The following is a 25,578-nucleotide window of genomic DNA, read 5'->3' as shown; positions in this document are numbered from 1 at the left end:
GCACTAGTCTGATCTCAGCTGCTGTCGGAATTTTTTCTTGTTCATATTTAAATTTAGGCTCAAAAAAAACCACACCGCGTGTGGCAGCTGGCTGTCTTATTATGGTATCGTGTAGCAACTTAGACCCTATAGCTTTGCGTCGCAAGTTTTCGCTTGTTTTGCCTCATGTTATGAAGTTATAACTTATTTGTAAATATTGTATGTTATATTCATTCTAAAGTCAAGTTAATATTTCAGTATTTTTTTGATGAAACCCCATCATTTTTTTACAGGAAATAACCGAGCAATTCGATTTTTTTTAATTGACTGAAGCAATGATGCCTGCGGGCGATCAGGGATCGCCCCTACGAGTTTCCGGATCGGTCAAGGCTCCTTGTTTTGAGACCGTTTTACAAAAATTCGAGACCGATGACAAATACAAACGTAGTACCGACAATTGTTACATCGTGCTGCGATCGATGCCAAATTTAAAAGATACGAACAAATAGTGTTTTGATGGCGGTTTTCGCAACCAATTTGGTAACGTGTAGGCGAACAGTCCTAAGACTGTCCGCCGTACAGTGTACAAATTGGTTCGCGCAAACCGGCAGCAAAACTGACGGCAGTTTCGCAAATGCCACTGGCTACTTCCCGAAATACTGGTTGAACTCCTGCTTGTCGCTGGCCCAGTCCAGGCCGACGTCGTAGCTGATCTGCTGGTCCCGGACCAGCCGTGCCAGATCGGCGTTCAGGGTTTTCATGCCGTCCCGGCCGCCGGTCTGCATCACCGAGGCCAGCTGATGGGTTTTGCTGTCCCGGATCAGATTCAGCACCGCGTCGGTGCCGATTAAAACCTCCAGCGCTGCCATCCGCCCCTCGCCATTGGCCAGCGGGACCAGCTGCTGGGTCACGACGCCTTTGAGGACGCTGGAAAGCTGGGTCCTGATCTGCTGCTGGCTGTGCGGTGGGAACACGTCGATGATGCGGTCGATGGTATTGGCCGCTCCGATGGTGTGCAGGGTGGACAGCACCAGATGCCCGGTTTCGGCGGCGGTGACGGCGGCCGAAATGGTTTCAAAGTCCCGCATCTCCCCGACCAGAATCACGTCCGGGTCCTCCCGCAGCGAAGACCGCAGGGCAGACGCAAAGGATGGCACGTCGACCCCGACCTCGCGCTGGTGGACCAGGCTTTTTTTATGCTCATGCCGGTATTCCACCGGATCTTCAATAGTCAGGATATGCACCGCCTTGTTGAGATTGATGTAGTCGATCATCGCCGCCAGGGTGGTCGATTTTCCGCTGCCGGTGGGGCCGGTGATCAGAATCAGGCCTCGGGGCTCGTTGGCCAGCTTGCGCATAATCGGCGGCAGCTTGAGGTTCTCAAAGCTGGGGATGGTGTCGTTGAGCAGGCGGATCGCCGCGGCATAGCTTTCCTGCTGCCGGTAGATGTTCACCCGCTGCCGCAGGCCTTCCGGCGTCACATAGCAGAAATCCAGATCGGTTCCCGATTTCAGCAGCGCCTGTTTTTCCGGGGTGAGAATGCTCAGAATCAGCTCTTCGATGATTTGGGGATTGTGTTCAAAACTGCTCTGGTACAATTGTCCGTTTTTGCGAAATACCGGCGGCAGTTTGCTGGACAGATGGATATCGGAGCAGTCGTTTTTGCGGCCATAGTTGACCAGGTCTAAAATGCTTGTCATCATGCTTCCCCCTATTCCACGTAATATGATAATTTCAGGAATTCTTCCATGGTAGTCACACCGTCTTTGGTCAGTTTCGCCACGCTTTTCCTAAGCGGGATCAGCTTGTGGTTGGCTTCCACATAGGCGTAGATGCTTTCCGCCGGCTCTTTCCTTGAAATCATGTTGCGGATGTTCTTGTCGATGGCCAGAATCTCATGGATGGCGGTTCGGCCTTTGTAGCCGGTATGATTGCAGAGATGGCAGCCCTTCCCTCTGAAAAGGGTGGTGACGGTGGGATCCCGGAGCAGCTCCCGCTCGATATCGGACGCTTCATAGACTTCCCGGCAGTTGTCGCAGATTTTTTTGACCAGACGCTGGGCCACCACCCCGGTCAGGGAGTTGGCGACCATATAGGGTTCCACGCCCATGTCCTCGAGCCTGATGATCGTGGAGACGGCATCGTTGGTATGCAGGGTGGACAGCACCAGATGGCCGGTGATGGCGGAACGCACCGCAATCGACGCGGTTTCGTTGTCGCGGGTTTCCCCGACCATGATGATATCGGGGTCCTGTCTGAGGATCGACCGCAGCCCGGTTTCAAAGTTCAACCCGGCCAGCACATTGACCTGAGTCTGGTTGATGTTGAGCAGGTTTTTCTCCACCGGATCTTCGATGGTGGCGATGCTGACGTTCTTCTTACTCAGCATTTCCAGAATCATATAGAGGGTGGTGGTTTTGCCGCTGCCGGTGGGCCCGGTGATATAGACGACGCCGTGGGGGCTTTTGAGAATCTGCAGGATTTTCTCGTAATCTTCAGGATTCATCCCGAATTCTTCGGCATGATCCAGGGCGGTGTTCATGTTGAGGAAGCGCAGCACCATTTTTTCACCGTACACCGTCGGGATGCTGGCGGTGCGGACGTTCATTTCGACACCGTCGATCCGGACGCGGAAGTGTCCGTCCTGGGGCACCCGCCGTTCGGCAATATCCAGATTCGATAGAATTTTGATCCGGGCGATCAGGGATTGATGCAGGGACGGCTCCAGTTTCAGATACTCTACAATCAGACCATCGATTCGCATCCGAATGATGGTTTCCGCCTCGAAGGGTTCAATATGGATATCGCTGGCGCCGGCGGAATAGCCTTTCAGCAGCACGGAGTTGACCAGATTGACGACCGGGGCGTCCCCTTCGTTGGTGATGATGTCTTCGACAAAGGAGATGCTGCGCCCCTCCACGGCTTCGTTGGCGACGGAAGCCGCCCGTTTTGCTTCAATTTCGGTGTAGGCTTTATGGATCGTTTCAAAGATCACTTCCTTGGTTGCCAGCACCACGTCGATGGGCATGTTGGTAATCAGCCGGACATCTTCAACGGCATAAAAATCCAGCGGATCGTTCATCGCCACCAGCAGGCGGCTGTTCTCCTGACTGATGGGAATCAGGGTATATTTAAGCGCCATATTCTGGGGTATTTTGGCGGCGGCCTCCAGATCGATGACCGTTTCATTAAGATCCAGCACCTGGATACCGAGGCGCTGCGACAGCGCCTCGAGCAGCTGTGCTTCGGTTACATAACCGTAATCGACCAGGATGGCGCCCAGCCGCTTGCTGTGATCAATTTTCTGATAGGCCAGCGCCTCCTGAAGCTGCTCTTCTCTGATGAATCCGGCATTTTTTAGGACATCACCAATGCGAATGTTTTTTGTTTCCATTATTTTCCTCTTTCGCTGATATCTCAGCTCATTGTTTCTAAAATTTTCTTTTCAAAATCAGTAACTGTCATCGGTTTTCCATAATAGTAACCTTGAATGATGTCACAATCAAGCTCTTTTAATATTTCAACCTCTTCTTTTGTTTCGATGCCTTCTGCCACTACTGTCATTCCCAGTTTTTTGATCAGGTCGATCATGCTTTTCACCACGACGAGGGTATGCTCATTTTTGAGATTGCCTTTGAAAAAGCCCTGATCGATCTTGATGATGTCCAGCGGCAGAATTCCCAACAGGTTGATCGAGGAATACCCCGATCCGAAATCATCCATCGACATCTTAACCCCATCAGCCCGGAAGGTTTTTCCGACTTCGATCATCCGGTCGATGTCTTCAAAAATGCAGTATTCCGTCAGTTCGATCTCAATGCAGTCTCGCTTTATCTGATAGCGGTCCAGAATCTCCCTCACGTCTTCCACAAAGCTTGTTTTTTTGAGGTTTTTCCGGGAGACATTGACCGAAATACGCATCCTGGTACAGCTGTTTTCTTCCCATCGCTTGAGTAGCCGGCAGACCTCTTCGATCATGAACATGTCCAGTTTTTTCACGAAACCGGTCTGCTCGAAGATCGGGATGAATTCGCCCGGACTGACCAGCCCCTTTCGGGGACGATTCCAGCGGACCAGAGCTTCGCAGCCGCAGAATTCACTTTTGTGAAGATCGAACTTCGGCTGCAGATACATTTCAAATTCGTGATTCTCCAGGGCCGCTTCCATGGTGTCGATGATTTCCTTCTCGTTGCCGATTTTTTCGCGGAACTCATCAGAATAGAAAAACCAGGTATTGCTTTCCGATCTTTTGGCTTCAATTCTGGCCATATTCGCTTTTTCTCTGATTTTCTCGAGATCCTTGGCATTCTGTTCAACGATATAGAGTCCGAAATGACAGAAGATCTTTTCTTTGATTCCGAGAGCTTCTTTCTCACGGTTCAGGATGCTGAGAAAATCCCTGATGCGCTGGGTGATTTTCGCCCGGGTTGTCCAGCCGCACAGCATCACAAAATGATCCGCCGAGACCCGGCAGCAGGATTCGCGCTTGCCGATATTGACTTTCAGAATATCCATGATCTGTTTGAGTAGCCGGTCGCCGGTCTCCTGACCATATTCTTCATTGATAAAGCGGAACTGATCGATATCAAAGGTCAGCAGCACGAAGCTGGCCAGACTGTTTTTCTCGCGTATTTCTTCCACTTCAGACTTGAATTTATTCCAGTTGTTGCCTTCTGTGACTTCATCAAAATAAGCGATCTTTTCCAGCTCCTTTTTTGACCGGTTCTGAAAAATCAGAATCATCGCAAACAGCAGGCTGATCGCAAGCAAGGCCACGGCAATCAGCAAAAACGTATCCCTGATGATTGCGGTTGTCTGATTGCTGACAACTGTCGCGGGCACGACACTCATCATATACCAGTCGTTGCTTTTAAGCGGTTTATAAACAGTGTAGCGCTCCATGCCGTTATAAACACTGGTGTAGCTGCCAGATTCACCGTTTGCCATCCTGTTGGTGATCGTGTTCAGATCATCCCCGTCTTTGAACGCCGCCGTTTGCAGAATGCCAAAGATATTGTCGAATGCTCCGACACTGTTGGGATGAAGGGATTCCACCACGGTATCCCCGTTCGCTTTGACGACAAAGGAATAGCCCTGATTGTCAAAGGTATTGACGCCAAGCAGTTCTTTGAAGCTCTGCGTCTCCACCGATGCGGCGAGAACGGCCACCACCTGATTGCCGCTGAAAATCGGTACGGCATAAACGTTGATCTTTTTTCCGTCCGAATAGTCCGCCAGGGTATCCGAAACCGCTGACTTTCCGGCCAGGGCTGCCTGGAAATAGGCCCGGTCCCTGATACTGTAGGCCATTCCGTCCGAAGTTACGATATCGCCGTTAAGCGACGCGATCGCCATGCGCTTGTAGTCGCTTTTTTGCGCCTGAATCCGGATCAGGCCGAGCATCGCATCCTGGTTGTAATTTCCGCTGGCCTCGATCATTCTTGCCGTCGTCTCCAGGTTTTCGATCTGACTGTTGACCCGGGATTCAACCAGCTCGGCGCCCTGATTGCCGACTTCGGACAGGTATGAATAGGTTTCCGCCTTTAATTCCCGGTTGATCAGGGCCGAATAGTAATAGCTGGCGGCAAAAAAAAGTGCAATGATCAGAACTGAAATGCTGCTGATTGTCGTGATGCGGAATTTTGATTTCATCTTTTGCCCTCTCTCATGCTTCGCAATTTTTGTTTCTTAGCTTTGCCGATCCGGCGTCAACCATTTCATTTTTTATAGTTGTTTTTTAATTGTTTCTATTCTAACAAAATAAAAGAACTTATTCAATGTAAACGAATAAGTTCTTTTGCAGATATCGAATTTAGCGAATATCTTTAATATTGACCAGTTCAATCTCTTCCATGTTGCGGTTGGATTTCAGGCAGTCCAGCAGCGCCTGGGCGGTATCGAGCGAAGTCAGCAGGCTGATCGAGCTTTCCACCGATTTTCGACGCATCCGCACGCCATCATTCTGCGGCATTCTGCCTTTGGTTGAGGTCGAAATCACATAATTGACTTTCCGGCTTTCGAGCAGATCGCCGATGTTCGGCTGTCTTTCCGACATGCGGCGGACCACCTTGGTGGGAATATTGTTTTCATTGAGCACGAGCGCCGTTCCCACCGTTCCGTAAATGGTAAAGCCCAATTCATGGAATTGACGTCCAATCTCAACAATGGCGTCCTTGTCGCGGTCTTTGACCGTCAGGAGCACCCCGCCGGAACGTTCCATTTTGTTTCCCGAAGCAACCAGTCCTTTGTAGAGCGCATCGGCAAAGGTTTTGGCAACGCCCAGCACCTCGCCGGTGGATTTCATTTCCGGTCCCAGCTGGGTATCTACGTCCTGCAGCTTGGCAAAGCTGAATACCGGCACTTTGACTGCCACGTAGTCACCTTCCGGGAACAGACCGGGCGTGTAGCCCAGATCAGTCAGCTTTTCGCCAAGCATCATTTTGGTCGCCAGGTTGACCATCGGGATATCGGTCACTTTTGAAATATAGGGAACCGTCCGTGAAGAACGCGGATTCACTTCGATGACGTAAACAGCCCCTTCATAGATAACATATTGAATGTTGACCATCCCGATGATATCCAGCGCCTTTACCAGACGGCCGGTATAATCGACAATCGTATCTTTGGTCTGCTGATCCAGCGTCTGCGGCGGATAAACGGAAATTGAATCACCGGAATGCACGCCGGCCCGTTCAATATGTTCCATAATCCCGGGAATCAGATAGTTTTCGCCGTCACAGATGGCATCCACTTCCACTTCTTTTCCCATCAGGTATTTATCGATCAGCACCGGATTTTCCAGCTCATGGGTCGTGATGATGTTCATGTATTCCACCACATCCTCTTCCTCATGAGCGATAATCATATTCTGCCCGCCCAGAACATAGGAGGGCCGCAGCAGGACCGGGAATCCCAGCCGGTTGGCCGCTTTCACCCCTTCTTCGGTGGTATAGACGGTTTCTCCCTCTGGTCTCGGGATCTGACATTTTTCCAACAGCTGGTCGAATACCTCGCGGTCTTCCGCGGCATCCACATTGGCTGGGGAGGTGCCCAATACCGGCACACCCATGGCTTCCAGATAGCGGGTCAGTTTGATGGCGGTTTGCCCGCCGAACTGAACGATGGCCCCGATCGGTTTTTCCGTTTCGACCACGGAGCGGACATCCTCCTGGGTTAATGGTTCAAAGTAAAGCCGGTCGGAGGTATCATAGTCAGTCGACACAGTTTCTGGGTTATTATTGATCAAAATGGCTTCATAGCCTTTTTCCCGCAATGCCCAGGCGCAGTGAACGGAGCAGTAGTCAAACTCGATTCCCTGTCCGATCCGAATCGGGCCGGATCCGAGTACCAGTATCCGATCTTTGCCGGAGGGATGGTCGGCAATAAATAGCGCCGCTTCATTTTCTTTGTCCCGGGTGGAATAAAAATAGGGTGTCTGGGCTGCGAATTCGCCGGCGCAGGTGTCAACCATTTTAAAGGAAGCGTAGGTTTTTGTCGTTTCTTCAATCTTCTGTCCGGACAATTCCTCGATGGTTTTATCCAAAAATCCGATTTCCCGGGCTACTGTCACGCGTTCTTCTGTCAATCCCAGGGTGGTCAAGTCTTTTTCCATGACGGCCAGATGGCGAAGCTTGTCGAGAAACCATTTATCGATTTTGGTGATCGCAAAGATCGCATCCATCGAGACGCCCCGTTTGATGGCTTCGTAAACCACAAAAACACGCTCATCGTCTGAATCAGACAGCATATTCATGATTTCATCATCGGTCGCATCCACCAGTTTATCAATCGAAAGCGTTTCAAAGCCCAATTCAATCGAACGGATCGCCTTCATCATGGCATGTTCAAAGCTTGATCCGATCGACATGATTTCCCCGGTGGCTTTCATCTGGGTGCCGAGGGTTCGTTTGGCGTAGACAAATTTATCGAACGGCCAGCGCGGGAATTTGACCACGATATAATCGATCGCCGGTTCAAAACAGGCGGTGGTCGTTCCGGTTACTTCGTTGGTGATTTCATCCAGTGAAAAACCGACCGCAATCTGGCTGGCAACCTTGGCAATGGGATAGCCCGTGGCTTTTGAAGCCAGTGCCGATGAACGGGAAACCCGCGGGTTGACCTCAATAACAGCATAATTGAAGTTCTGGGGATTGAGGGCGAACTGACAGTTGCAGCCACCTTCAACGCCCAGCGCGGAAATAATCTTCAGCGCTGAAGTCCGCAGCATCTGGAATTCTTTGTCACTCAGGGTCTGGCAGGGTGCCACCACGATCGAATCTCCGGTATGAATCCCGACCGGATCGACGTTTTCCATACTGCAGACGGTAATGACGTTTCCTTTGGCATCCCGCATGACTTCAAACTCAATTTCTTTCCAGCCGGCAATTCCTTTTTCAACCAGGATCTGGGTAATTGGTGACAGTCTCAGTCCGTTTGTCGCTATTTCCTCCAGCTCCTGCTGATTATTGACAATCCCGCCGCCGGTGCCGCCCAAGGTAAAGGCCGGTCGGACGATCACCGGATAACCGATGGTCAAGGCAAAAGTAACGGCATCCTCAACGGTTGTGACCACCTTGGAGGGAATGCAGGGCTCTCCGATTTCACGCATCATATCTTTGAAAGCCTGACGGTCCTCCGCTTTTTCGATGGTTTCCAGATTGGATCCCAGCAGTTTGACGTCGTGGGCATCCAGGAAGCCTTCCTTGGCCAGCTGCATCGACAGGGTCAGTCCCGTCTGTCCACCCAGGGTGGAAAGAATGCTGTCCGGTTTCTCCATGACGATGATCCGTCTTAACACTTCCAGGGTCAGGGGTTCAATGTAGACCTTATCCGCCATCACCTTGTCGGTCATGATGGTGGCCGGATTGGAGTTGACCAGAATGACTTCCAGCCCCAGCTTTTTCAGGGCTTTGCAGGCCTGTGTCCCGGCGTAGTCAAATTCTGCCGCCTGTCCAATGACGATGGGGCCGGACCCGATGACGAGCACGCGTTTGATATCACTTCTTAAAGGCATCCCTGTTGCCCCCTTTCCATAAGGTCGTTAAACTTTTTAAATAAATAGCCGGTGTCGTTAGGCCCCGCGCTGGCTTCCGGATGGAACTGCACAGTGAAGGCATGAATGCTCTGGTATTCAATTCCCTCGCAGGTGCCGTCATTCAGATTAAAATGCGTCACCTTTCCGATTTTTTCCGGTATACTTTCCGAAACAACGGCGTAGCCATGATTCTGGCTGGTTATGAAAACCCGGTCTCTGGTTACGTCTTTCACCGGCTGATTCATGCCCCGATGGCCATATTTGAGCTTGATTGTTTCGCCGCCCATGGCCAGCGCCAGCAACTGATGGCCGAGACAAATGCCAAAAATTGGTTTGCCATAGTTAATGAAGTCTTTCAGATTTTCAATGATTTCAATGTTTTCGGCCGGATCTCCCGGTCCGTTAGACAGCATAATCCCATCCGGATTGAGGGTGCGTATTTCTTCAAGTGTGGTGTTCGCGGGCATGACGGTGACGTTGCAGCCCAGGTTCAGCAGCATCCGGCGGATATTATGCTTGTAGCCGTAATCGATCAGGGCGACATGGTTGGCCCGGTTAACCTGGGTGTAGTACCAGCCCTTGTTCTTCCTTGTGACGGCCTGTACCGGCTGGTCAACCTTGAACGTGCGGATTTTTTCCAGCAGCGCTTCTTTAACTTTGGGGTCGGAGAAATCTTCCGTTGTAATGGCGCCGTTCATGGTGCCATGTTCCCGGATGATCCGGGTGATGGCCCGGGTATCCACATCCCAGATGCCAATTTTATCCTGTTCGATCAGAAATTCATTGATGTTTTTGGTGTTTCGGAAATTCGACGGTTCTTCACACCATTCTTTGGTGATATAACCGTTGACCCAGCTTTTTTCCGATTCCATATCATCGGTGTTGATTCCGTAATTTCCGATCAAAGGGTACGTCTGAAGCACAATCTGTCCATAGTACGACGGATCGGTCAGTACTTCCTGATAGCCGGTCATCCCGGTGGTAAAGACGATTTCTCCAATGGTCGTGCCTTCGCACCCGAAATTATAGCCTTCAAAAACAGTGCCGTCTGACAAAACCAGCCAGGCACGCTTATCTCTTTTATAATAAGACATTTTCTACCTCCATTTATTTTCAAAAAATACCTGATTGCATGCAACCAGGTATCTCGTATCAGCATATTTATCGAATCGCTAAATCCTCTCGGTTCGGTCCAACGCCAACATAGGCGATGGTCGTTCCAACCAAGTCTTCAATTGTTTTTATATATTTTTTTGCGTTCTCAGGCAGATCTTCGATCCGGTGGATTTTTGACGTGTCGCTCAGCCATCCCGGAAGGGTGATGTAGACCGGTTCAACTCGTTCCAGGTCTTCGGTATTCGGGAATTCTTTGATGATTTTTCCGTCCAGTTTATAGTCAACACATAATTTGATTTCCGGTAGATCATCCAGCTTGTCAATCTTGCACAGTGCCAGTTCGTCAAAGCCGTTAATGGCATGGGTGTATTTCAGAACCGGAATATCAAACCAGCCCAAACGACGGGAACGACCTGTTCGGGCGCCAAACTCGTCATCCGGTTTTTCGCCGGTTCCGCGGAGCATATCAATGGTTCCGCCAAACTCTTCCGTCGGGAACGGCCCGGCGCCGACGGCACTGGAAAAGGCTTTGGCCACGCCAATGACTTTGTCTATTTTCTTGGCCGGGAAACCGCCGCTGACTGCCGCATAAGCCGCCACCGGATTGGATGAGGTGACATAGGGGAAAATACCAAGGTCGATATCCTTCATGGCTCCCAATTGGCCTTCAAATAGAATGCTTTTATCCGCTTCCATCATCTCGTGCAGGAAACTGGTGGGGTTCACAATGATCTGACTAAAGGATTTTGCCCAGGCCTCACATTTTGCGAACAGCTCATCAACCGTGTACGGTTCAATATCATAAGAACTCATTTGTCGGTTCACAACCGGCACAATGTTTTCAAGTTTTTTCTTTGCGCCGGCCAGATTCAGCAGATCTTCAAAACGCAGACTCTTTCGCATTGCTTTGTAGGCGTATGCCTGTCCAATCCCACGCTTGGTGGTCCCAATGCCGCCGCTGGCTTCCATTAATTCATCCAGTTTTTGATGATAAGGCATGAGGATATGAGCTTTGGCCGATATTTTCAATCCTGATAAAGTGACTTTTGCTTCCGTTAATTGTTGCATTTCTTCAAGTAAAACATCTGGATTGACAACAACACCTGTTCCAATCAAACATTGGCAATTTTTGTTGAAAATACCACATGGAATTAAATGAAACTTGAAAACACCGTAATCATTGATTACCGTATGTCCCGCATTGTCTCCCCCCTGAAACCGAACGATTAAATCCGATTGTTCAGCGAAGTAATCCACCATTTTTCCTTTACCTTCATCGCCCCATTGGGCGCCAACTAATACAGAAATCGACATATACTCTCATTCCTTCCCTATATCCCTCAGATTAAAACGCACCGCTGTAGAAAGCCGTGTCTTAATCAAACGCCATGACATGAATTGTTCTTTATAATTTATGGGCTCATTTTTTCCCAGAGTATTATAACATAAAGCCATCCAAATTGTTCACCATATTTTTAAATTTTACGATGATATTGTTTACAGTTTTATCATGCCTAACAATTGTCGGTACTACGATATTACGTACCCTATTGCGCAGGGGTCTTGTTCATCTGCGCCATCATCACCTGTCTCAATAATTCCATCGACCCGGTGAATTCTTCCAGCGTTAAACCCGGTACTTTTTCGGCCACCAATCGGTAGCCGTCTTCAAACGATTTTGCCTCATTCAAGGCAGTCATCAAATCCGCATCGCCCAGCAGTGCATCAAGCACCTTAATATGTTTTTCTTCATCAATCTTTATATTGTTCGTCATTTTTTTCTTCCTTTCGAACTGTACTTTTATAAATCGAACAATCGTTGCTTTGATGTCAGTTTACACAAACAATTGTGTAACGTGTAGGCGAACAGTCGACAGACTGTCCGCCGTACAGTGTAAAAATTGTTTCGTGTAAACTGGCAGCGAAGCTCACGGTTGTTTGGCAATTGCCGCTGTACTTCTTAATGATACTATTATATAGTAGGCTTTCGTTTTTGTAAATCATTCCCTTCATTACCGGGTAAATTGATAACATTTACATCTGGGTTCCACAAAAATTTTCTTTACAAGTTTTTTTTTGTAGTCTATAATGAAGGCAACTTAGAAAAGTGGTGGCTGCCACACAAATAAAAACAGCAACGGTGCTTTTAGAGTGTTTGTGTACGCTTCTAAAAGCATTTTTTTGTTCAACAGGTTTATACCCTGTTTGTCTGTTATGATGCATTGGTTATAGATATTCAAAACTAAAAAATAGGAGGACACTCACGTGCCAAATACAACTCACGAAAACATCGACGAAATTTTCGGATCAAAAGTTTTTAATGCCGGTGTCATGCGAAAACGCCTGCCCAAACACATCTACGCTTCACTGCTTAAAACAATGAAAGAGGATCTGCCTCTGGAAGAAAACGTGGCTGAAGTGGTCGCCAATGCCATGAAAGACTGGGCGCTGGAAATGGGCGCTACCCATTTCAGCCACTGGTTCCAGCCAATGACCGGTATCACCGCTGAAAAGCATGACGCCTTCATCACCCCAACCGAAGAAGGCAAGGTCATCATGGAATTTTCCGGCAAAGAACTGGTCAAGGGTGAACCGGATGCCTCATCTTTCCCCTCCGGCGGACTCCGCGTAACCTTTGAAGCCCGCGGCTATACCGCCTGGGACCCAACCTCCTATGCGTTCATCAAAGGCTCCACCCTGTGCATTCCAACGGTCTTCTGTTCCTACTCCGGTGAAGTGCTGGACAAGAAAACACCGCTGCTGCGTTCGATGGAAGTCCTCAATACCCATGCGGTCCGCATCCTGCACCTGTTCGGAAAAAATGATGTCAAAAAAGTGACCACCACCATCGGTGCCGAACAGGAATACTTCCTGGTCGAACGCGATCTGTTCACACAGCGCAAGGATCTGATCCTCACCGGCCGGACGTTGTTTGGCGCCAAACCGCCCAAGGGCCAGGAAATGGAAACCCATTACTTCGGCCGAATCCGTGGCCGCGTGGCCAACTACATGGCGGATCTGGACAAGGAACTGTGGAAACTGGGCATTGCTTCCAAAACCCGTCACAATGAAGTTGCCCCTTCCCAGCATGAAATGGCTCCTATTTTCACCAACACGAACGTTGCCACGGACAATAATCAGCTGGTTATGGAATTCATGCAGCGGGTTGCTTATCGCCACGATCTGGCCTGTCTGCTGCATGAAAAACCGTTCGATTTCGTCAACGGCTCCGGAAAACACAACAACTTTTCGATGTCCACCAACACCGGTGAGAACCTGCTTACTCCCGGGGACGATCCGGTCAACAACAAACAGTTCCTGCTGTTCCTCTGCGCCTGCATCGAGGCGGTGAACAAATACAGCGAACTGCTGCGCATCACGGTTGCCAGCGCCGGAAATGACCACCGTCTGGGCGCCAATGAAGCCCCACCGGCCATTGTTTCCATTTTCCTCGGCGAACAGCTGACTGCCGCGCTGAAGTCCATCGAAACCGGCAAACCGGTCAAGGAAGCGAAAGACCTCGTGCTTGAAATGGGCGTCACCACCCTGCCGAAGCTGATCATGGATGCGACGGACCGTAACCGGACCTCGCCCTTTGCCTTCACCGGCAATAAGTTCGAATTCCGGATGCTGGGTTCCAACCAGTCCATCGCCGGACCGAATATCACCATCAATACCATCGTCGCCGATGTGCTGTGCGACTATGCCGATACGCTCGAAAAAGCGGCTGACTTCGAAACCGCTCTGGATGCTCTGCTGCAGAAATCCGTCATTGAAAACAAACGCATCGTCTTCAACGGCAACAACTACTCCGACGAATGGGTTGAAGAAGCTGCTCGTCGCGGTCTGCCCAACCTGAAAACCACACCGGAAGCCCTGGCTGAATACACGTCCGAAAAGAATGAAAAACTGTTCAGTCGTCACAATATTTACACCCCGGCTGAACTGGAATCCCGTTGTGAGATCCATCTGGACGAATACAGCAAAACCATCAACATTGAAGCCCTGACCATGCTGAACATGGCCAAACGCGAAATCTCGCCGGCTGTCGTCTCCTACACCAAAGAGGTCTGCGACACCCTGCTGGCGAAGAAATCCTGCGGCGATTTCATCGATGTCTCGGCTGAAACCACGCTGGCCGAACGCATTTCCAAACTGTCCGGCGAACTCATCAAGGCCATTGACAGCCTGGAAACCACCCTGGCCGCTGCGCAGGACTGCGAATCGGCTCAGGCCGAAGCCACCTATCACTGCAACGCGGTTATTCCGGCTATGGAAACACTCCGCCAGACGGCCGACGCGCTGGAATCCATCGTCGGTAAAGAATACTGGCCATTCCCGAATTACGAAGACATTCTATTCTACGTTTAATACCGGCCTGATCAAAAAACACTGGAAGATTCTGCGAATCTTCCAGTGTTTTTAATTCTATCGATTGTTGATGGCCTGCTCCAATTGGGATAATGCCTGTTTGAGGACGTCTCTCGGAGTTGCGATATTGATCCGCTGAAAGCCTTCCCCACCAGCCCCGAACAGCGTTCCTTCATCAAGCCATAATCCGGCTTTGTTGACGATCAACGCATCCAGTTCCTTGTCATTCAGCCCCAGCTCATTGAAATCCAGCCAGATCAGATAGGTGCCTTCCGGCTCGACGAGTTTTATCTGCGGAAGCCGTTCAGCTAAAAAACTTCGCGCAAAATCCAGATTTCCCACAAGATATGTTTTAAGTTCTTCCAGCCATTCCCGACCTTTTGAATAAGCGGCCGCACAAGCCACAAGCCCCATAATACTCAGCTCGTTATAACCGCATTTATTCATTTCCCCGATGAATCGATGCCGCATCTCGCTGTTTTCAATAAAAATATTGGATACCTGCAAGCCGGCCAGGTTGAAAGTCTTGCTTGGCGCTGTGCAGGTAATGGTCATGCCCAAAAAAGCCGGCTTTAAAGCGGCGAAGACAAGGTGTTGATGGCCCGGATAAATAAAATCCTGGTGGATTTCATCGGCAACAACCGTTACGCCATGTTTCAGGCAGATATCACCTAAACGGATCAGTTCCTCCTTTGTCCACACCCGGCCGACCGGATTGTGGGGATTGCATAAAACAAACAGCTTGACGTCATTTTTGACGATTCTGTTTTCAAAATCATCGTAATCGATGGTATACCTGCCATTCTTATAAACGAGTTGATTGACAACCAGATTGCGTTCATTTTTTCTGATGATCTCCGCAAATGGATAATAAACCGGCTGCTGGATGATCACACTATCATCTTTTTGAGTCAGGCTTTGAACGGCTTTGGCAATGGCAAAGACCACCCCCGGTGTTTTCACCAGCCAGTCCGGTTGGATGTGCCAGTCAAAATTTGTTTTAAACCAGTCCTTAAGAATCGAAAAATAATCCGGTCCGCTTTCCGAATAACCGAAAATTCCATGCCGGCTTTTTTCGACCAGGGCTTCCACGACCGGTTCCGGGGTTTTAAAATCCATGTCCGCAACCCACAGCGGCAAAAGCCCCTCCGGTTTGCCACATTGACCGGCAAAATCAAATTTTATCGAATTGGTGTTGTCCCGTTTTATTATTTCATTAAAATTGTATCTCAAATCTAATTCCTCCTTTTCAGGCTCGTGTAACTAATTATACCGATTCAATATTCCCTTTAACAACCATTTTGTGAAAATTCACATGATTTTCACATAACTGTCAAAGCTCGACCACATGCAGCGGGTAAACTAAACGTAATGAGCAACACCGATTAATTAACTTTCCATAATTAATCAGTTTGATATAGATTTGGACAAAAATCCTCTCTCTCAAAAAAGGAACCCTATCTTAAATGACAGGTTTCCTTTTTTATTAGCCTGCCGACAAAAATTTTTCCATATCCCTGATGTAATCATCTATCAATAATTCCTGATAAGCACCCGTTCCTGATTGTCTTATGATTTCTACAGTTTCCAATAGTTCCGGTGATTCAATTCCATCCATTTTTTTTAACCGGGTTTCTGAAATATAACTCATGGACTGGATATCCGTATAGTCCTCAGGTTTAAAGTGCCAAAGTATTAATTTTTCGTTGTATCTTTTTTTTAGTTTATCTGCAATGATTAAACCTTCCGGATCTAAATCCCCTCCATAATAAATCAAACCGCCTCTCTGAACAATTTTATCCAGGAGTAACAAGGTTGCCAGCTTCAAATTTCCTGATGAGCAGATTATAGAACATGGTTTCCCTTGGAAAAAATCCACTATTTCACTGAATACCGTAGGATTTTCAAATACAAAGACCTGATTCTCAACACACTGGACGGTATCAATTTTACTCATATTCCAGAGCGATACATGGAGCGGTTCTCCGGATTCCACAAAACCTTCCCATCCCGGATGGTTATGATCTTTGATAGCGGCTTTTATTCCTCGACAAATTGTGTAATTGGAAACTTCATCATAGATAAGCCCTGCCCTGTATAACAGTTCGCTTTGTTCTTCCGCATTGATCGGGTATTTTGTGGAATAATAATAGCTCAATGCATGAAGAAGAAGTGTTCCGCCTTCTTTTTTCCGGTCAAATGCATGAGGATCTTTTGTTATTTGAGATGCAAAAAGAGCCAACCGTACCTTTTCAGAGTTTTCAATCAGTTTATTCAAACCCATGCACACATTATTAATAAGCGCTTGAAGCTTTTCTTTATCCTCATCATATTTTACGGCAAGAATTGAATAGGCATTGTTTTTCTCTTTAATAGTAGCTTCCAGCCACCCTGCTGCCGGGGTACTCCGATAGCTGGCAATAATCTCGATAAAATACTGACTTTTTGCCTCCAGATATTGGTTTTTCAGTTCCTTTTTCCAATTCAGTTCTTCCCCAAAATATTTTGTCAGCACTTCGGTAAAATCCATTCCGGCAAATTTTGTTTGATCAAATGATCGGATGAACTTTTCTGCCTGAAATGATGCGTTTTTTTTATGATACCCCTTCCTGAAAAGACTCCTCAGGACTTCCTGCTCATCTTGAGTAATGTTATCCAATTGAATAATGCCTCCAAAATGCCCGAGGGATTCATATTTGTTCTTTAATTTTATCAGAATGCGTTTGAACCCCGGATTTCTTTTGAGATAAGCGACAAATTCATCGACCATCATCAACCTACCAGTTCCATGGTTTTTCCATTCCAATGATAGCGGAGAACGGTCACAAAATCCACATTGTCCGGTCTTATCAGCTCACTGATAGCAACGGAATCCACCGTGTCATAATCGCCCCAGAGAATTTGTGAATTGATGATGTAGCTTAAGTCCAGATCATTCAACAATCTGAACATATCGCGTATGTTCTGTTCATCCACTCCGGCAAAGGCTTCATCCAGAGAAATAATTCGCGCACTTTCCTTCCCGGCACTTTCATACCTCGCATTAACCGCCGAAAACAAAGGTACATACATCGCCATGGCTTTTTCCCCACCGCTGAATTGAAAAAATCCATTGTTCGTAAGTTCTTTCCCAATTTGACCGGTTTTCTTGAAAAACAGTTTGAATTCAAACCATTTTCGATAATCCAGTATTTCTTTCATGATTGAATGAAAGGTCATGTTAATATTCTTATCTTCCATCGTCCGTCTTGCCAAAGCAATTTTTGATCTGAAATGCTCGGAAATTGCATTCAAATCCTGCTCTCTCAGCAGATTTCCATCCATTTTCAAAAGATCTACCAATTTTTTCGTATCCAGCTGATCTTCTGTTTCCGCTTTCTTACTGCTCCACTTAAGACTAAAGGAAAGCCCCATTGATGTATCCATCTTCTCCATGAGTTTATTCATGTTATGAACCCATTTTTCACTATGAAAAATTCGTCCGCTTATTTTTTTACTGATGTTTTTTACCAGAATATCTTCGAAAAGTTCTCTGTCACTTTCTTTCAATAGCTTTCCAGTTTCTTCCAGACTATCCGACAAATAGAAAGCCAAATCATAAAAATCAACCGTCTTCCCCAGTGCTTTCGCGGTGATATTCATTCTTCTTCTTTTGGAATAGGCATCTGCATAAACTTCTTCAAAAAGAGCACTTTCTTCAAATATATTCTGAATGTTTACCGCATACTCTCTCAGATATTGGCTGTTTTCATTGAAGCTTTCCAGGAGTTTATAAGTGTAGTATTCCTTGTCTTTTTTACCCTTTTTATCCGTATCCGGATTTTCCCGAACCAATTGTTCCGCTATATCAGCCAAATTCCGATCCTGATTTTTTATCACATAACCAAGTTCCAGTTCCGCTTTAAACGATTCTTTATAGATATCGCTGATTTCCTGATCACGACTGTACTCGCTCCTGAGTTTAACCAGTTCTGCAGTTAACAGCTCTATGCGACTCTGTTCCTGAACATTGCTTATCACCAACATTTCTTTTTCTTTTGGTATTTTCTCAAGATCCTGCGTGCATTCGTCAAGTTCGTTTTTTATTGTCTCATAATCCGTTAGTTTTAACTGGTCTTTTAAATTATCCAGCGTTATCTTTCCAGAAGACAGCTTGCGATTGATGATGCCCTGATCATACAGGATATCATCAATATCCCTCAGTATATCTTCATAGCGGCTTTTTATCATTGTCAGATTGCTTATGCTGTTCCTGATTTCAATTTTCAGGTTTTCGAGTATATGCAGGTCTTCATTATATTCCAGCGCAATTTCATATGCTTCGCGATAGGTTTCAAGGTCTAAATACAGGGATAGCCGAAGCGTAATTTTGAGGATCACTTCCTTGACTTTTTTAACCTCTTCATATAATTTTTTTTCTTCTGCCTTCTTTTTATCCAACTGCTCCTGATATTTTTCATGATCGAAGGTGATGCTTTTTACCTCATCTGCCGCTGTTAGCAGATCCGTCCCATCAGGAACACTGGCATATTCTACTTTTAAAACTTTCTGTTCATCTTCAAGTAGCTGAACAGCCAAATTTTTCTGATTCAAGCGACTTTGAATCTCTTCCAGTTCCTGACCTAAACATTTTAGCCGGTCTTCCCGATATTTCTTTCTGGCTGTAGAACCGATAAATTTAGGCGTATAGCCGCCACCAGTTTTTCCTCTTAGAATCCCCAGTCGAAAGTTTCCCCTCTCATCCATATAGGTATGATGATTCTCATCCATCAGAATACTGGTTAAGACATTTTCAACTTCTTCTTTAGGGATATCCGCCATGGATGGATCCACCCTCAGGTATTGGTTGATCGTATGTACCATGAATTGTGGAGATGCGCAAATGTATTTGTCTCCGCCTCTATCAGTCACCGTTTTTAATTTTTCCTGAAAGGCTTTGGGCACAATCAGAGCATCCAACAGTCCCATATCCACGATTGCCTCTTCTATGCATGCCCTCGTCTCAATATCCAGATCTTCAACATAATCAACCGTTTTATATAGGGGAATATGGGGAATTCCTAAAGCCGTTAGATTTTCTCTGTTTTTAAGCACTTTTTCAGCTCTGGCAGGTTCCGGATCCTTTATGTTTTTCCACTGATTGATTTCTTCTTGCTTTTCAGTACATTCTTGTTCTATTTTATTTCGGGCCTCTTTTTCCTGATAATACTTTTCTTTTTTTACGGCTTCCAGAGCATTGTATTCTTTTGAAAACAGGTTGAATATACTGTTAAAATTGCTGTTTGGTCCGAATTGATGTATTTCTCTGGAAAGAGCGGTAAGTCCATCTTTTGAGATGCGGTATTCCTTGTTTTTATCATTTCCCAGATAAACTTTTTCGACCATCTCATCCTGAATTTCAATGAGCTGTCTTCTGGCCTGTTCCAGAATCCTCGCCTTGTCTTCCAACGCTTTCTTCAGTTGATCCAGCTCTAAACATAAATTGTCGTAGTCTCTGGCAATCCGTTTTTCTTCCTCCATAGCTTTAATGGCACTCGAAAGAGTTCGGGTATGTTCTCTCAGCGTACTTTTGAGATAGGCAAACTCATAATCTCCAGATACATCTTTTTTCATTTCATCCATCATAAAAACATGCTCGTCAAAATCAAAGTTCTCCGAAAGGTCCTTCATCTCATCCAGCTTACGAAGGATGGCTTTTTCTCCAGCTTCTTTTTCTGCTTCACAATCGCAAATCTGGCTTTCAAATGCTCTTTCCTGGATACGCTTTGTTTCATGCTGTTGCTCTTTATCAGCCAGCTGTTTATACAAATCGCTTATTTCTTTTTCCAGATCAAGGATCTTATCCTGTATGCGAACGCTGTCATGCTTCTCCAGTTCCCGCTTTTTGTCCTGCTGAGTTTTAAGCCTAATTTCCAGCTTTTCAATGGCTGATTCTAAATCAACCACCTGCTTTTTTGATTTTTCCAGTTCTTTTATTCTGTTTTCCTGAAGATTTTTTTGCTGATTTAATTGGAGTTGATAATCATAAAACAATTTAGCTTTATCCATAACAACAAATTGATTATACCGGTCATATCTCTGTTTAATCCGGTCTGCTGCGCTCTTGCATTCCTGCAACTCTTCGAACCTGCTTTTGATGTTATCCATGTTTTCAATCGCTTCAGACATGGGCCTCAGATCATCTTCTGATAAAGGCTGCAGTGAATTTTCCATGATTTCATAGATAACCGTTGGCTTAAAATCCTTGGACAGTTTGGGACTTCTCAGCTGAACCAAAAGTTTCACCAGCTCATCGTATTCATCCAGATCCTCAAAACCGAAAATCAGATCATTGACCAGTTTCATATAATTTTTCTGACCTTCGACCACCTGTCCACCATCAGCGATTCGATTCTCCAATTCTTTCATAGTTAACGGTATTTTTTCACCCACCTGCTTATATAAATGCAGATCTTTCCCGATTCTTCTGCCATCCGTAACAGAAAAGCCCCAGGATTTTAATGGTTTCCCCCGATTGGCCTTAAACCCCATCCCAATGGTGGCAAACTGATCAGACTGCTTTTTCTTGAATTCCATATAAAGGTAGCCGATGGATTCGTCCTTGTCACCAGCCTCTTCACCAAGCAGATAATTTTCAATCTTTCTGGCCTTTGATCCAAAAGGATCCAATCTTTCCGGACTTTTATTTCCATCCAGTAGCAATGGAACAAAACTCTGCATGGTAACCGATTTTCCTGAACCATTTGAGCCCCTCAACAGCAATCTTCCTTTTGAAAATTCAAAGACCTCATCGTCATAGTACCAGAAGTTTATCAGCCCTGCGCGGTTAATAACCCATCTGTTATTTTGCATCTTGTTTCTCCTCCAATTGTCCAAAATCTTTTGGATATTCTCCCATCAGTTTACCAGCCAATGACAGTATCTCAATTTCTCTGCCATCAAGCATTAGTTTCAGCATCTTAAAACTTTCCATATAATCCAAAAGGCTGTTCGTGAGACTGGATACCGTCATCTCACGATATTCTTTGCTCCATCCTCTCCCAGCCAATTCTTTCAACTCCACCACCATGGTTTCAAATGCTGTTCGCGAGATAATAACACTGCCCTTTTGATTGACTGCCCACTTTCCTTCCTCAATTCCTTTTCGAATACATCCATTTAACAATAAGGTTATATCGCTGATCGCCTTGGCATCGGGAAAAGTATCCTTTAAATTCTTATCCGATGGAACAATAACCATCGCCGCATTTTTATGAACATGAAGGTTATAATCCAGATATTTCTGGATATCATTTTCGATCAGACCTCTTTGTTTTTTGATATAATCGTAATCCGCATCTTCGCCTCCCCGGTTATACACCGCCGGCTCCATAAGAAGCTTTCGGTAAACACGCTGACGTCGGATAAGTCCACGATCCATCTTCACTTCACCCCACTCCGGGTTTTCCATCTCTTGATAATCTGAAAACCCCATGATATCCGATGTGAAATGCCTGACAAAATATCGTGAAAAACCGGTACTTTCATATAGCACCTCTGTATCTGAATGATGGGCAAACATCTGTTCATCGCCATCATCAACCTTTATCATTCCCATGTTCTGGGCAAAACGCAGAACTTTAATAAAATGCTTGCGGTATTTATAAAGTGTCCAGTCAATTTTTTCAGTGCCGATGTAGTTTCCTTCAATAAATTCCGTGATTTCAGATAGAACAAACTGTTCTTCTCTGGATTTATCTTCCAGAAACATCAGTAAAAGACACAATAAAACATACTCTGTCGGATCATTAAATTCTACAATTCCCATGAAGCTTTCAGCGCTCCCTGGAATTTTCTCCAGCTTAATCAGATGCTGATTCATCAGAATCCGATATCCCAGCTTTTCATTTAGAAAAGCTTTGAATTGCAGAATGCTGTCTTTAACCCGATAAAACAGCTCCTTATCATCATCCTTGATAATCCAATAGTTATCCAGCAGCATTTCAAGTTCTTTCATTTACAGACCTCACAAAGCGAATCCGATAAGCCGGCATTTCCAAATCTCCATCTTCACAACGCACCACACATCTCTTTTTGTCCTCGGCAGGCGCTTCAACCTCGTAAATGCGACCATCTTCGGTTTTACATCTTCCTCCCGCACTGTTGATCCCTCTGCTTAGCCATTTTAACAAGGTGCTTCTTACATGCCGCTCGATAACCGGAAGCGAAGAAAAATCGATCGTGTCTCCCAGCATATAGTTTTCGATGGTCTGCCGTTCATTTTCCCGCTCTGTTTTTATCTTCAGCATCATGGCTTCCTTTTTCTCCGCATTACTTCGAATCGGACTGCGTTGCGCTTTTTCCCGATAGCCCCGCACTCTTGGCTTAACCGTAAGAACACCGGGCGATTCATCAAAAACATCACTGTTGATGCTCTCCGTTTCCCTGTGTGCATCTGATTTAATATGTTTCATATGAAAAATTCCAAATGATACACTTGATAATTTGTGGGCTTCCTTTATATCCTGACAATTGGAAAACATCTGGGCCAACTTTCTGTATTCTTCCTTGCGATTGATAGCGGTGTTTCTGCTTTCTGAAATCTGGAAAGCATACCGGGTGATCTTTCTGATAATATCATTTGTCATATTGAGCAGTCTTTCCGCTTCGCTTGCCCTTCCCCGTGTTCCCAAAAACCAGTTGTTCAGACTATCCCAGCGACCGTAAATATTTTCCCGGATAACTTTTTCATTTATTTCAATTTCGAGTCTGGGAATGGAAATTTCATAGTCCACAGCCTTCTTCAGCACACTATCGATATCCTGGAGATCTAGCTTTTTCAAACCATATTCAATTGCATTTGCATGATGTTGCAATCCTTTAACAAAATCCCTGAGATACTCAATAAATTTGTCTTTAAAAACCATAAACTCCCGAGTCTTCATCATTTCCTCGGCTTTTATGCTGTACAAATCTCTGATGTAATCCTGATAATTCTGATTCAGTCTTTTGAAATCACTGTTCAGTCCATTCCACCAGCTTCCCACCTCTTTTTCGCTGAGTTTCGCCATCTGTGGAATTTTCTTCAGTTCCTCTCTCAGCCGTTCCAGAAGAGATGGTTCCAGGGATGCACTTTTGCTGGAAAGGTTTTCCAGCCGGATGGTAAGACGTTCAATTTCCACACTGTATTCGGAAAGTTGGTATCTGAATTGCTTGTTTTTAAATTCCTGAACCGTCGATGCCCTGGATGTATCCTGTTGAGCTGTAAGGTTTTTCCAGGATAGCAGCACATCCAAATCCTGTTTACACATGTCGAGCGTATATTCTTTAAACTCTTCATGCTCCCTCAATTCTTCAAAAATATCTTCCTTATATAGCCAGTATTTCATTTTTTCAGATTCCATATAAAAGAACCGTAAAATACTTCGATACCGCCAGGCATTATCAGCCGTAAGATAACGAGTCTCATCAATCTGCTTTGTCAGTTTACTGGTGATTTCAAGCTTCATTCATTTTTCCTAACTTTTGATTTCTTAATTTTCTAATCCAAAACCATTAACTTCAAATGGCCAAACATTGTTCTTCTTTTCCGGCAATATATTTTATCAGCACTTTACCTTTATCAAAATATCGTTGCAACAATAATTGATTTCGTGTCACTCTACTGAGATCTCCTCATTCTTATAAGGCACCCGTGCCGAAGGCACAAATTCCGCTGCGGCATCGGTATGAAATGCCTGGTCGTCAAAATAGATATGTGCACCAAACGCCTTCAGTACTTCCTGTTTTCCCATGCCGCCCAGGAAAAAAGCTTCATCAATCCGCACATCCCAGGCTCTCAGGGTTCGGATCACCCGCTCATGGGCTGGCGCATTTCGCGCGGTTACCAGCGCGGTCCGAATCGGCGCGTCATTTTTATCAAACTGTTTTTGAAGGGTCGATAAAGTCTTCAGGAATTTAGCAAAGGGCCCTTCCGGCAATGGTTTTTTTGCATTCTTAACCTCATATTCCTGAAACGCTTCGATGCCGTGTGCCTGATAGATTTTTTCAGAGGCATCCGAAAATAGAACGGCATCGCCATCAAAGGCAATTCGGATCTGATCAATTTCTTTCACGTTTTCCCGCGGCAGATGCTGGGTATAGATAATTCCTGCCGCCACACCTGAATTGATGGCCTCCTGAACATCCTCCTCGTTGGCTGAAAGAAACAAATCAGTTTGGAATGCGTCGAGATAGGGCGAAAGAAAGGCTCCGCTTACCAGCGCGGCTCTGGTAATATCCAACTTGTAATGCCTGATGGAGTTGAAGATCCGCAGACTGGTATCGGCGCTGTTTTTGGACATGACGATAATCTCGGTCTTGCGTTTCTCTGGCTCGATCTTATTGAGATTGAGCAGCGCCTTGATTAAAGCAAAACCGGTTCCCGGAGTTAGAATCTCATTTTCATGTTCAATCTGGTATTGCGCATAGGCTTCAACGCCTTCCTTCTCGAAGATCCGATTCTCTTCCTCCAAATCAAAAAGTGCCCGGGAAGATATGCCGACCACCAAACAGTTTTCAAATTTATGCATCATGCGCCTCTTATCCTCTTTATTTTTTTATTGCTGTTGGAATATGCGCCCTGCGAAGGCCCAACTTATCCACAATTGTTTCATTTTCACCGGTAATTGTGGATATCTTTTCTGTATATTTTATCATTTTTTTATCAAAATGCCTATAAAAATCCAATTTTGCGTCATTTTATCAACAGCTGCCACTCGTTATGCCCATGACCGCAACAAGCCGGCTCCGCTTCTGCTGGCGTTTCAGAAGTAAAATAGAGCCGGTAAAACGCGCTGTTTTACCGGCTTTGCTGTGGATTAATTAAATATTTTGAAAGGCTCCTGCTTCAGGCAAAATAGTCCTTTTCCACCAGGGTCAGCTCGACAATCCGCAGGTTTGACACCTGTGATTTAAAGGCTTCTTTGCGCACTTTCAATTTTCCCAAAACCGCCTCCGGATAGACGCTGGCTTTATTGATGTCAACCAGTGTCCATGTCTCGTTTTCCGCTATTTTCAAATAGCCGTCATCCGATTTTAATGCGTAAAGATTCATTCTA

At 46.0% G+C, this 25,578-nt stretch carries 15 protein-coding genes and 1 riboswitch; of the genes, 1 reads left to right on the top strand and 14 read right to left on the bottom strand.

The window, feature by feature from the left end; translation table 11 throughout:
- Window positions 1-79 precede the first annotated feature (79 nt).
- A riboswitch (cyclic di-GMP riboswitch) is annotated at window positions 80-173 on the bottom strand.
- A 450-nt stretch (window positions 174-623) separates the two neighbouring features.
- The 7 genes from GH808_RS08340 to GH808_RS08310 form a co-directional block, all read right to left on the bottom strand.
- Window positions 624-1,679 (bottom strand): type IV pilus twitching motility protein PilT, encoded by a 1,056-nt coding sequence (locus tag GH808_RS08340; RefSeq protein WP_186842374.1) that lies wholly within the window; start codon window positions 1,677-1,679, stop codon window positions 624-626.
- A gap of 11 nt (window positions 1,680-1,690) precedes the next feature.
- Window positions 1,691-3,373 carry a GspE/PulE family protein gene (locus GH808_RS08335; RefSeq protein WP_186842324.1) on the bottom strand — a complete coding sequence of 561 codons (1,683 nt, stop codon included), beginning with the start codon at window positions 3,371-3,373 and terminating at the stop codon, window positions 1,691-1,693.
- Between the two features lie 23 nt (window positions 3,374-3,396).
- Window positions 3,397-5,631: a bifunctional diguanylate cyclase/phosphodiesterase gene (locus GH808_RS08330; RefSeq protein ID WP_186842323.1), complete on the bottom strand. Its 2,235-nt coding sequence runs from the start codon at window positions 5,629-5,631 to the stop codon at window positions 3,397-3,399.
- Between the two features lie 160 nt (window positions 5,632-5,791).
- Complete coding sequence (gene carB / locus GH808_RS08325; protein ID WP_186842322.1) at window positions 5,792-8,992, bottom strand: carbamoyl-phosphate synthase large subunit; 3,201 nt, start codon at window positions 8,990-8,992, stop codon at window positions 5,792-5,794.
- Complete coding sequence (gene carA / locus GH808_RS08320; RefSeq protein ID WP_186842321.1) at window positions 8,983-10,107, bottom strand: glutamine-hydrolyzing carbamoyl-phosphate synthase small subunit; 1,125 nt, start codon at window positions 10,105-10,107, stop codon at window positions 8,983-8,985. The genes carB and carA overlap by 10 nt, the downstream gene beginning before the upstream one ends.
- Window positions 10,108-10,174: 67 nt before the next feature.
- The gene (locus GH808_RS08315) at window positions 10,175-11,443 is read right to left on the bottom strand and encodes an adenylosuccinate synthase (RefSeq protein ID WP_186842320.1); all 1,269 of its coding nucleotides are present in this window, start codon (window positions 11,441-11,443) and stop codon (window positions 10,175-10,177) included.
- A 233-nt stretch (window positions 11,444-11,676) separates the two neighbouring features.
- Window positions 11,677-11,904, bottom strand: coding sequence for a hypothetical protein (locus GH808_RS08310; RefSeq protein WP_186842319.1), 228 nt, complete (start codon window positions 11,902-11,904; stop codon window positions 11,677-11,679).
- A gap of 556 nt (window positions 11,905-12,460) precedes the next feature.
- Here GH808_RS08310 and GH808_RS08305 point away from each other — a divergent pair.
- Window positions 12,461-14,500, top strand: coding sequence for a glutamine synthetase III family protein (locus GH808_RS08305; protein WP_207722291.1), 2,040 nt, complete (start codon window positions 12,461-12,463; stop codon window positions 14,498-14,500).
- A gap of 57 nt (window positions 14,501-14,557) precedes the next feature.
- Here GH808_RS08305 and GH808_RS08300 read toward each other — a convergent pair whose 3' ends face one another.
- From GH808_RS08300 to GH808_RS08270, 7 genes are all read right to left on the bottom strand, one after another.
- Window positions 14,558-15,733: a MalY/PatB family protein gene (locus tag GH808_RS08300; RefSeq protein ID WP_186842317.1), complete on the bottom strand. Its 1,176-nt coding sequence runs from the start codon at window positions 15,731-15,733 to the stop codon at window positions 14,558-14,560.
- 253 nt (window positions 15,734-15,986) lie between these two features.
- The gene (locus GH808_RS08295) at window positions 15,987-17,273 is read right to left on the bottom strand and encodes a TIGR02679 domain-containing protein (protein WP_186842316.1); all 1,287 of its coding nucleotides are present in this window, start codon (window positions 17,271-17,273) and stop codon (window positions 15,987-15,989) included.
- Window positions 17,273-21,352, bottom strand: coding sequence for a TIGR02680 family protein (locus GH808_RS08290; RefSeq protein ID WP_186842315.1), 4,080 nt, complete (start codon window positions 21,350-21,352; stop codon window positions 17,273-17,275). Before GH808_RS08290 ends, GH808_RS08295 begins: the two co-directional genes overlap by 1 nt.
- Window positions 21,342-22,496, bottom strand: a complete 1,155-nt coding sequence (locus tag GH808_RS08285; protein WP_186842314.1) for a TIGR02678 family protein — start codon at window positions 22,494-22,496, stop codon at window positions 21,342-21,344. The genes GH808_RS08290 and GH808_RS08285 overlap by 11 nt, the downstream gene beginning before the upstream one ends.
- Window positions 22,483-23,988, bottom strand: coding sequence for a TIGR02677 family protein (locus GH808_RS08280; RefSeq protein ID WP_186842313.1), 1,506 nt, complete (start codon window positions 23,986-23,988; stop codon window positions 22,483-22,485). Before GH808_RS08280 ends, GH808_RS08285 begins: the two co-directional genes overlap by 14 nt.
- 147 nt (window positions 23,989-24,135) lie before the next feature.
- Entirely contained in the window at window positions 24,136-25,053 is a 918-nt protein-coding gene (locus GH808_RS08275) for a 5'-nucleotidase (protein WP_186842312.1), read from the bottom strand.
- Window positions 25,054-25,367: 314 nt separating this feature from the next.
- Complete coding sequence (locus GH808_RS08270; RefSeq protein WP_186842311.1) at window positions 25,368-25,574, bottom strand: hypothetical protein; 207 nt, start codon at window positions 25,572-25,574, stop codon at window positions 25,368-25,370.
- Window positions 25,575-25,578: the final 4 nt, after the last annotated feature.

Source organism: Acetobacterium fimetarium (genome assembly GCF_014284475.1).
In the GTDB taxonomy this organism is placed as follows: Bacteria; Bacillota; Clostridia; order Eubacteriales; family Eubacteriaceae; genus Acetobacterium; species Acetobacterium fimetarium.
Note: the sequence above shows the minus strand (reverse complement) of the source record. Positions and strands in the feature narration are given on the sequence as shown.